This is a genomic window from Mesorhizobium sp., from assembly GCF_004963255.1.
Lineage (GTDB): Bacteria > Pseudomonadota > Alphaproteobacteria > Rhizobiales > Rhizobiaceae > Mesorhizobium.
Genome location: NZ_SUGA01000017.1, coordinates 22,983 through 32,669, shown reverse-complemented (window position 1 = coordinate 32,669; position 9,687 = coordinate 22,983). Strand labels below are relative to the sequence as shown.

The 9,687-nt window shown below is 63.8% G+C and carries 10 protein-coding genes; 4 read left to right on the top strand and 6 right to left on the bottom strand.

Going from position 1 to position 9,687, the window contains the following annotated elements; translation table 11 throughout:
- Together E5X34_RS18445 and coaD are read right to left on the bottom strand one after the other, a co-directional pair.
- The coding region (locus tag E5X34_RS18445) for a peptidylprolyl isomerase (protein WP_292567603.1) at positions 1 to 265 on the bottom strand (265 nt) is incomplete at its 3' end.
- Between the two features lie 18 nt (positions 266 to 283).
- Positions 284 to 784 (bottom strand): pantetheine-phosphate adenylyltransferase, encoded by a 501-nt coding sequence (gene coaD, locus E5X34_RS18440; protein ID WP_126060692.1) that lies wholly within the window; start codon positions 782 to 784, stop codon positions 284 to 286.
- Positions 785 to 1,067: 283 nt separating this feature from the next.
- Here coaD and E5X34_RS18435 point away from each other — a divergent pair, with 283 nt between their 5' ends.
- Entirely contained in the window at positions 1,068 to 1,220 is a 153-nt protein-coding gene (locus tag E5X34_RS18435) for a hypothetical protein (RefSeq protein ID WP_292567600.1), read from the top strand.
- A 51-nt stretch (positions 1,221 to 1,271) separates the two neighbouring features.
- Here the strand turns inward: E5X34_RS18435 and gyrA are convergent, their stop codons facing one another.
- On the bottom strand, positions 1,272 to 4,058 hold the full coding sequence (gene gyrA / locus E5X34_RS18430) for a DNA gyrase subunit A (RefSeq protein ID WP_292567597.1): 2,787 nt from the start codon (positions 4,056 to 4,058) through the stop codon (positions 1,272 to 1,274).
- Positions 4,059 to 4,282: 224 nt separating this feature from the next.
- On the opposite strand from gyrA, the gene E5X34_RS18425 reads away from it, so the two are divergent.
- On the top strand, positions 4,283 to 5,962 hold the full coding sequence (locus E5X34_RS18425; RefSeq protein WP_292567595.1) for a SulP family inorganic anion transporter: 1,680 nt from the start codon (positions 4,283 to 4,285) through the stop codon (positions 5,960 to 5,962).
- A 29-nt stretch (positions 5,963 to 5,991) separates the two neighbouring features.
- Here the strand turns inward: E5X34_RS18425 and E5X34_RS18420 are convergent, their stop codons facing one another.
- The gene (locus E5X34_RS18420) at positions 5,992 to 6,816 is read right to left on the bottom strand and encodes an AraC family transcriptional regulator (protein WP_292567592.1); all 825 of its coding nucleotides are present in this window, start codon (positions 6,814 to 6,816) and stop codon (positions 5,992 to 5,994) included.
- 85 nt (positions 6,817 to 6,901) lie between these two features.
- Between E5X34_RS18420 and E5X34_RS18415 the strand changes: the two genes are divergently transcribed.
- Together E5X34_RS18415 and E5X34_RS18410 are read left to right on the top strand one after the other, a co-directional pair.
- Positions 6,902 to 7,432: a hypothetical protein gene (locus tag E5X34_RS18415; RefSeq protein WP_292567589.1), complete on the top strand. Its 531-nt coding sequence runs from the start codon at positions 6,902 to 6,904 to the stop codon at positions 7,430 to 7,432.
- A gap of 164 nt (positions 7,433 to 7,596) precedes the next feature.
- Complete coding sequence (locus tag E5X34_RS18410; protein ID WP_292076117.1) at positions 7,597 to 8,226, top strand: MarC family protein; 630 nt, start codon at positions 7,597 to 7,599, stop codon at positions 8,224 to 8,226.
- A gap of 60 nt (positions 8,227 to 8,286) precedes the next feature.
- On the opposite strand, the gene E5X34_RS18405 is transcribed toward E5X34_RS18410, so the two are convergent.
- Together E5X34_RS18405 and E5X34_RS18400 are read right to left on the bottom strand one after the other, a co-directional pair.
- Complete coding sequence (locus tag E5X34_RS18405) at positions 8,287 to 8,721, bottom strand: OsmC family protein (protein ID WP_292567586.1); 435 nt, start codon at positions 8,719 to 8,721, stop codon at positions 8,287 to 8,289.
- A 262-nt stretch (positions 8,722 to 8,983) separates the two neighbouring features.
- Positions 8,984 to 9,505 (bottom strand): single-stranded DNA-binding protein, encoded by a 522-nt coding sequence (locus tag E5X34_RS18400; protein WP_292567583.1) that lies wholly within the window; start codon positions 9,503 to 9,505, stop codon positions 8,984 to 8,986.
- Positions 9,506 to 9,687: the final 182 nt, after the last annotated feature.

Genomic DNA, 9,687 nt, shown 5'->3' with positions numbered 1-9,687 from the left:
CGCCGGTCTGCGCCATGAAGCCGTCGATGACGCGGTGGAAGGCGACGTTGTCATAGGCTCCGGCGCGCACCAGCTTCTTGATCTGCGCGACATGCTTGGGCGCCAGATCGGGGCGCAGCGCAATCGTCACGTCGCCATCCTTGAGCGTGATGATCATGGTGTTTTCCTTGTCGGCGGCAACGGCCGGCCCAGATACCGAGAAAAGGGATGCCGCGAAAAGGCCGGCAAGCACGACAAGGAACGAAGCGAGCTTCTTCAGCTGCATAGGGATCTCCGGGATAATCTATTTGGTGAACTTGGCGGTAAGCGCCCCGGCGACAGCCGCCGGCACGAATGGGCGGATGTCGCCGCCCATCGAGGCAATCTGGCGCACGAGTGTGGCGGTAATGGTGCGCACCGAGGGACTCGCCGGCAGAAAAACCGTCTGCAGTTCCGGCGCCATCGTCTCGTTCATGCCGGCCATCTGCATTTCATAGTCGAGATCGGTGCCGTCGCGCAGGCCGCGGATCATGATCGAAGCGCCCTGCTTGCGGGCCGCGTCGATGACTAGCCCGTCGAAGGCAACGACCTTGATGCGGCCGCTGTCCTTGCCGAATTCGGCCTTGGTCGCCGCCTCGATCAGCTCCACGCGTTCCTCGAAGGAAAACAACGGCTTCTTGCCTGGATGGATACCGATTGCCGCATAGACAGTGTCGGCCACCGCAAGCGAGGCTTTCAGCACATCGAGATGGCCGTTGGTCAGCGGGTCGAAGGAGCCGGCGTAAAGGGCGGTGCGTTCTGTCATGGCAGGCTTCTAGAGCAATTCCAGGAAAAGTGTGAGCGGTTTTCCATCCGGAATTGCGCAAAACAAAAAGATAAAGCGGTCCGCCGTTTCCGACGAAACGCTTTAGCGAACCTCCCGAACCATGGCAAATCCCATCGATTGGCCGGCCGTGAACCTTTTCGCGCCGATGAACGACAGATGAACGCGGCAATCACGAACGTTTCACGCAGCGTTACTAGGTTGCCGCTTCAACGGACGAAACAAAATCCCCATTTCGTCGTTGTAAGCGCAGGAGAACACGCAAATGCTGATCTACATGCTTGCCGCAGCAATGACCATCGTGATGCTCATCGCGACCGCATTCGGGTTGCATCAGGAAGCGGCGCGGGTGCGCGTCAAGGCCAACACCAAGCGCCTCGATGGTTTCGCCCACCGCAACGTCTACCCTCGCCACTGATCCCCACCATGACCGAACCGGCCCAACGGGCCGGTTGAGCCGGACGAGATCCTATTCGCTCCCGCCCGTATCGTCCGCACCGGCCTCGTTCGAAGCCACGTCTTCCGCCTCTTCGTCCGACTGCGGCTCCGAAATCCGCTCCACCGAGACAACCTTTTCGCCTTCGGCCGTGTTGAAGATCGTCACGCCCTTGGTGGCGCGGCTGGCGAAGCGTATGCCGTTGACCGGCACCCGGATCACCGTGCCGCCGTCCGAAACCAGCATGATCTGATCATCATTGCCGACCGGGAAGGTCGCGACCAGGCGGCCGATCTCGGCCGTTTTCGACACGTCGGTGGCGCGGATGCCCTTACCGCCGCGACCCGTCAGGCGGAAATCATAGGACGACGAGCGCTTGCCGTAGCCGTATTCCGTTACCGTCAGCACGAGCTGCTCATGCGCCTTAAGGAACTCGTAACGCTCGTCGGAAAGCTCGGCTTCCTCGCCGACCTCCTCATTGGTGAGCGCGATCTCCTCTTCCTCGCCCGCTCCGCCGGCGGCAAGCCGGCGCTCGGCCGCCGCACGCTTCAGATAGGCGGCGCGCTCTGCGGGTGACGCATCGACATTCTCGATGATCGACATCGAGATGATGCGGTCGGTCTCGGCCATGCTTATGCCGCGCACGCCGACGGAATTGCGGCTCTGGAAGACGCGCACGTCGGAGACCGGGAAACGGATGCACTGGCCGGAACTCGCCGTCAAAAGCACGTCGTCATTGTCGGTGCAGGTCTCGACGCCGAGGATCTCGTCGCCCTCTTCCTCCAGCTTCATGGCGATCTTGCCGTTGCGGTTGACCTGGACGAAGTCGCTGAGCTTGTTGCGGCGCACAGTGCCGCGCGTGGTTGCGAACATCACGTCGAGATCGCCCCAACTGGTTTCGTCCTCCGGCAGCGGCATGATCGTGGTGATACGTTCGCCCTGCTCCAACGGCAGCATGTTGATCAGCGCCTTGCCGCGCGATTGCGGGTTGCCGATCGGCAGCCGCCAGACTTTTTCCTTGTAGACGATGCCGCGCGAGGAGAAGAACAGCACCGGCGTGTGCGTGTTGGCCACGAACAGCCTCGTGACGAAATCCTCTTCCTTGGTCGACATGCCGGAGCGGCCCTTGCCGCCGCGGCGCTGCGCCCGGTAGAGCGACAGCGGCACGCGTTTGATGTAGCCGGAATGGCTGACGGTGACGACCATGTCCTCGCGCTGGATCAGGTCCTCGTCTTCCATGTCCGCCCCGCCGTCGGAGAGCTCGGTGCGGCGCGGGGTGCCGAACTCGTCGCGGACCGCGATCAGCTCGTCCTTGACGATCTGCTGGATACGCGCGCGCGACGACAAAATATCAAGGAAATCAATGATCTCGGCGCCGATCTCGTTCAACTCGTCGGCGATCTCATCGCGACCGAGCGCGGTCAGGCGCTGCAGGCGCAGATCGAGGATGGCGCGCGCCTGTTCCTCGGAGAGATTGTAGGTGCCGTCCTCGTTGATGCGGTGGCGCGGATCGTCGATCAGCTTGATCAGCGGAGCGACGTCATGCGACGGCCAGCGCCGCTCCATCAACTGCTCGCGCGCCGTCTGCGGATCGGGCGCGGTGCGGATGAGCTTGATCACTTCGTCAATGTTGGCGACGGCAATCGCCAGGCCGACCAGCACATGCGCCCGCTCGCGCGCCTTGCGCAGCAAATATTTGGTGCGACGGCTGATGACCTCCTCGCGGAAGCCGACAAAGGCTTTCAGCATGTCGATCAGCGTCATCACTTCCGGCTTGCCGCCGTTCAGCGCCACCATGTTGGCGCCGAACGACGTCTGCAGCGGCGTGAAGCGGTAAAGCTGGTTGAGGATGACGTCGGCGACGGCCTCGCGCTTCAGTTCGATGACGACCCGATAGCCCTGGCGGTCGCTTTCGTCGCGGATGTCGGAGATACCGTCGATGCGCTTCTCGCGCACCAGTTCGGCCATCTTCTCGATCATCGCCGCCTTGTTCACCTGATAGGGGATCTCGGTGACGACGATGGATTCGCGGTCGTTGCCGCGGGATTCGATATTGACGCGGCCGCGCATGACGATCGAACCGCGCCCGGTGGAATAGGCGCTGTAGATGCCGGAACGGCCAAGCACGATGCCGCCGGTCGGGAAATCCGGGCCGGGCACGATTTCCATCAATGCCGGCAGGTCGATGGCCGGATTGTCGATGAGGGCTATGGCGCCGTTGCAGACTTCGCTCAGATTGTGCGGCGGAATGTTGGTGGCCATGCCGACGGCGATGCCGCCCGAGCCGTTGACCAGAAGGTTGGGGAAGCGCGCCGGCAGCACCTTCGGCTCTTGCTCGGCGCCGTCGTAATTGTCCTGGAAATCGACCGTTTCCTTGTCGATATCCTCCAGGAGCTCATGCGCGACCTTGGTGAGCCGTGACTCGGTGTAGCGCATGGCCGCGGGCGGATCGGCGTCGATGGAGCCGAAATTGCCCTGCCCGTCGATCAGCGGCACGCGCAGCGACCAGTCCTGCGCCATGCGAACCAAGGCGTCATAGATCGAGGCGTCGCCATGCGGATGGTATTTACCCATTACGTCGCCGACGATGCGCGACGATTTCACATGCTTGCGGTTCCAGTGGTAACCGCCTTCCTGCATGGCGTAGAGGATGCGGCGGTGCACGGGCTTCAGGCCGTCGCGCACGTCGGGCAGCGCGCGGCTGACGATCACGCTCATGGCGTAATCGAGGTAGGAGCGCTGCATCTCCTCGATAATCGAAATCGGCTCGATGCCGGTGGGGCCGCCGTCCGGCCCGCGCGGTGTCTTCTGGTCGGTCAAATCAGGTCACAATCCAGTCGGGAATCACTGCATGCTTATATAGGAAGCCTTGCCGAAACTCCAATGTCAGCCGGACTTTTCCAGAGACAATTTTGATGGTAATTTCAAATGGATACCGCTGATTGCGACGATATGGCCACCGTCGTTTTCGCCGTCATGCGGCAAGGTCGGCGATGGATCGGGCAAAAACCGCAAGTGCTGTTAAGCTGGCCTCATGGCTGCCCATGCGGGCCCTCAGCGGCTGGAGCGTGAAGGACCTCAACGGCGATCTGGCGGCCGGCATCACGCTGGCCGCGATCGCCATTCCCGAGCAGATGGCGACGGCGCGGCTCGGCGGTTTCGCGCCGCAGATCGGCTTTTTCACCTTCGTCGCCGGCTCGGTCGCCTTCGCGCTGCTCGGCGCCAACCGCCAGCTGTCGGCGGGCGCGGATTCGACGATCACGCCCTTGTTTGCCGGCGGTCTGGCACTGATCGCCACGTCCGGCTCGCCGCATTACCTGGCGCTGGCGACCATGCTGGCCCTGATGGTGGGGCTGCTGGTGGCGCTAAGCGGCGTCTTCCGTCTCGGCTGGATCGCCGATCTGCTGTCCGTGCCGGTCACGACGGGTTTCCTCGCCGGCATTTCGGTCCATATCATCGTCTCGCAAATGCCTTCCTTGCTCGGCCTGCCGGCCGAAAGCGGCGAAACCGTGCGGCGAGTCGGCGAGATAGCCGCCAATATCCACCTCACCAATCCCTGGAGCCTGGCAATCGGCCTCAGTGTCTTCGCCATCGTCTTCGCCGCCGGACAGGTCAGCGCGCGGATCCCGGCGGCGTTGATCGGCATGGTCCTGGCGACGCTTGGCGTCGTCGCCTTCGATTTGAGGAACCGTGGCGTCGAGGTGCTCGGCGCCTTGCCGAACGGGTCGCCGATCCCAGGCGTGCCGACCGCCGACTTCCAGGATGCCCGGGCCCTGGTCCCGCTGGCGCTGCTGATCGCCATCGTCGTCATGGTGCAGACAGCGGCCACGAGCCGCTCGTTTGCTTCCCAAGACGGTGAAGCGCCAGCCGTCAATCGCGACTTTGTCGGCGTCGGCGCGGGCAGCATCGTGGCCGCCCTGTTCGGCGCCTTTGCCGTCAACGCCAGCCCGCCGCGCACGGCCATCGTCGCCCAGACCGGCGGCCGCTCGCAGCTGTCGGGCCTGATCGCGGCCGCCATCGTGCTGGCGCTCGGCGCTTTCGGCGGCAGCCTGCTGGCCAATGTGCCGCAAGCGGCCCTTGCCGGCGTGCTGATGTTCGTGGCCCAACACATCCTGCGCTGGCAGGTATTCGCCAAGGTCTGGCGCCAGGCGCCGGGCGAGTTCGCGCTGATCCTGATCACCATGATCGCCATCGTCGTCCTTCCCATTGAGACCGGGGTCGCGATCGGCATCGGTCTTTCGCTGCTGCACGGCATCTGGGGCTCGACGCGTACACAGCCGATCGAGCTGGCGCAGGTGCCGGGCACGTCGGTCTGGTGGCCGCCCAGTAGTGCCAGCACGGGCGAGCAGCACGCCGGGGTGCTGGTGGCGGCGTTCCAGGCGCCGCTTTCCTTCGTCAATGCCGACCGTTTCAAGCGCGGTCTGAGCGACCTGATCGACGCCAGGAGCGAGGACGTGAAGCTGGTGGTGCTGGAGGCCAGCAACATCGTCGAGATCGACTATACGGCCGCCCAGGCGCTGATCGACACCATCCGCCATTGTCGCGAAAAAGGCGCGGTCTTTGCTATCGCGCGCATGGAATCGCTGCGCGCCCAGGCGGCGCTCAAGCGGTTCGGCATCGCCGACATCGTCGGCGCTGAGCGCATATTCCACAGCGTCGACGCGGCGATCAAATCACTTGATCCGGGGAAACCGCAGCTCAAGGAACAGGATAGCATGCCATGATCGACCCCGATCGGCAGCAGCAGGCTTTTTCAGCCAACGCGCCGGGCGCGATAGGCGCCCGGCGCCTCTCCCATCTCGCGCCGAAACCGACGGTTGAAGCTCGACAGATCGTTGAAGCCTGTGTCTAAGGCGATTGTCGAGATCGTCGCGTCCGAGCTGCGCAGCCGCACGGCGGCCCGATGCAGCCTTGTCCTGAGCAGAAACTGGTAGGGCGTCATACCGGCAACCTGCCGGAACGTACGCAGGAAATGATAGGGGCTCGTCGCCGTGGCGCCGGCAAGCTCGGCCAGCGAGAGCGGCCGCTCGGCATTGAGCTCGATCAGCCGCACCGCTTCGGCAACGCGTTTCTGGTCGCGGCGGCTGGGTGTCCGCGCCGTTGTGGAAGGACCGGCGGCAGCCGCGACCACCGCGCCGGCAATGCGCAGGCCGAGTTCTTCGAACGCCTCGCCATCGCCCCTTTCCCGCGCGGCCTCCGCCTCGGCCAGCACCGGCGTCAGCGACGGCAAGGGCGGCAGGCGCGGATCGGTGAAGCCGAGCCGCTTCGCGCCGGGCAGTTCGGTCACGACGCGCTCCAGATAGGCCGGTGAAAAATGGAAGGAGAGGCAGCGGTCGCCAGCACCGTGCTCATGCCCGCATTCATAGCAGGCGCCAGGATTTCCAAGCAGAATGGCGCCTGGCGCCAGCATCGCCGTGCCCTGGCGCGTGCGATAGCGGAACGTGCCTCTGGTCACCGCGGCGACGCAGAAGGCGCGATGCTCCTCCTCGAACGGCCTGTCGCCGGCGGCGGCGGTGCAGATCACGTCAGACACCTGCCAACCAGGTCCCGAAGCAACGGTTTTATCAGTCGTCGCCATCACCGAAAGATAGCAATTTTTCCCAAGCGCAGAACCCCGCAATGCCGTTACTGCTCGCCCTCTCCTGACAAACGAGGCAGCAGCCATGATCGATTCTTTTGCCGAAGCCCTGCACAGCGGTAGCCCCAATCCGGATCTCGCCGAAAAGCTGAAGCTCTACGGCCGCTTCATCGGCGCCTGGACGTTCGATGCCACACGCATCCTAGATGATGGGACCAGACTGACGGGCCGTGGCGAGGTGCATTTCGGCTGGGTTCTGGAAGGCAGGGCCGTGCAGGACGTCTGGATACTCCCCGCGCGCGACGCGGGTTCCTCCCCGTCGCTCGGGCCATGGACCTTCTACGGCACGACATTGCGCGTCTACGATCCCGGCGCCGACGCCTGGCATATCTTCTGGAGCGACCCGCGCAACCAGTACTACAGCCGGCAGCTCGGCCGCGCCGAGGGCGACACGATCGTCCAGGTCGGCGCCGACGGAACCGGCGCGTCGGTACGTTGGAGCTTTTCGCGCATCACCGAAAACTCGTTCCGCTGGCTCGGCGAGCGCTCGCATGATGGCGGCGCGACCTGGCGCATGGAGGTCGAGTTTTTGGCCCGGCGGGTGGGTGAGAGCTGATGGCTATCGAAGATCGCAGCGGCACAAAACAAGAGTCTTAGCGATCCTTCGCGCCGCCGGGCTTCACCAGGTTCGCGAAACCATCTTCCCGGCTGTTTCCAGCGCCCGGGCTTTGCTCTACCAATTGCAGAGGCTGGGCTTCGCCTGGCGGGAGGGGACCAGCGATGCCGAGTTTCGACAGCCTGTTCAACGCCTTCGTCACCATCCTGGTGACCATCGACCCGCCGGGACTGGCGCCGCTCTTCCTCGCCGTCACGCGCGGTATGAACCGGGAGGAGCGCCAACAGGTCTCGGTGCGCGCCTCGGTGATCGGCTTTCTGGTCATGGCGCTGTTCGCGGTTGCCGGCGCCTCGATCCTGTCGGTGTTCGGCATCACGCTGCCGGCCTTCCGCGTCGCTGGCGGCTTTCTCTTGTTCTTCATCGCCTTCGAAATGGTGTTCGAGCGCCGCCAGGACCGCAAGGAGAAGATCGGCGACGTCGCCATCACCAAGGACATGATCCACAACATCGCCGCCTTCCCGCTGGCGATCCCGCTGATCGCCGGCCCCGGCGCGATCTCGGCGACCGTGCTGTTGTCGGGGCATTTCGAAGGCTTTGCCGCTCAAGCCGCGCTGGTCGGCATCATCTTCCTCTGCCTCGTCATCACCTATCTGGTGTTCGTGCTGTCGGAACGCATCGACCGCATCCTCGGCCAGACCGGCCGCTCGATCCTGACCAGGTTGCTCGGCGTGATCCTGGCGGCGCTGGCCGTGCAATTCGTGGCGGATGGTATCAGGGCGCTGATGGCGGTCTAAGCGGCTGCGAAGCAGCCCACCTACTGCCCTACTGCCCTACTGCCCTACTGCCCTACTGCCCTACTGCCCTAATGCCCCCGCCGTTTCGACCACCTCGAAATCATGCGTGATCGTCGCCGTCTTCGCCATCATCGCGCTGGCCGAGCAGTATTTCTCGATCGAGAGGTCGATCGCGCGCTTGACCTTGTCATGCGAGAGCGCCCGGCCCTTGACGATGAAATGCATGTGGATGCGGGTGAACACTTTGGGATCGGTCTCGGCCCGGTCGGCGTCGAGCTCGACCACGCAATCCTCGACCGCCTCGCGGCCTTTCTCCAGGATGTGGACGACGTCAAAGGCCGAGCAGCCGCCGGTGCCGATCAGCACCAGTTCCATCGGGCTCGGTCCAGGCGTCTTGCCATCCGGCCCATGCGCCGTGCCTAGCACGACCTTATGCCCGCTGCCGGATTCGCCGACAAAGGTGCGTTCCTCGACCCATTTGACGCGTGCTTTCACGGTGGTGTTCCTTGAGAAATTCCGGTCCGCGCTAAGGCCTGTTGAGATTCAGGTCAGGCCGCGCCGAAAATGGCAGGTTCCGAGAACCGGCCTACGCCGGCCGAAGCCCTCACAACTGTCTCGCTCTATGGAGGCTGCTGCCGGCGAAGGATGGATGGCCAAAGCGGCAAAGGCCGCGAAGGCTTGCCATGGAATGGGAGGCGGCGCCGACGGAAGCGCTCCGAGCGACATCGCCTTCCCCTAAACGACCATGTCGAGACGCTTAGAACGGGATTTCGTCGTCCAGCTCGCGCGACGAGCCGCCGCCACCGCCGCCCCTCGAACCGCCGCCGCCACCGCGGCTGAAACCTTCGTTCGGGCCGGACTGGCCAAAGTCGGAGCCACGGCTGCCGCCGCCGGAATAATTGCCGACCTGGCCGCCGCCTCCCTCGCCGCGCGCATCGAGCATTTGCAGTTCGCCGCGGAATTTCTGCAGCACCACCTCGGTCGTGTAGCGGTCATTGCCGGTCTGGTCCTGCCATTTGCGGGTCTGGAGCTGGCCCTCGACATAGACCTTCATGCCTTTCTTCAAATACTGCTCGGCCACCTTGGCGAGCTGGTCGTTGAAGATGACGACATTGTGCCACTCAGTCTTTTCCTTGCGTTCGCCCGAGTTCTTGTCGCGCCAGCTTTCCGAGGTGGCGACGCGGATGTTGACGACCGGATCGCCGGAATTCAGGCGGCGGATTTCAGGGTCCGCCCCGAGATTGCCGACCAGAATGACCTTGTTGACGCTACCCGCCATCGTACTTCTCCGCGCTCATCCGAAACAAATTTTAAGTCGCTCACCTTATAGCCTTGAGGCGGCCCATGCCCGTAAAGGCTGGCTTTTCCCACAAGGTTTTTGTTCCTCTTTCGTTCTAGCATAACCGCCCTTTCTGTCAAGGAATGTCAGCAAAGGCGGCGCCTGAGCCTCCTCCCAATATG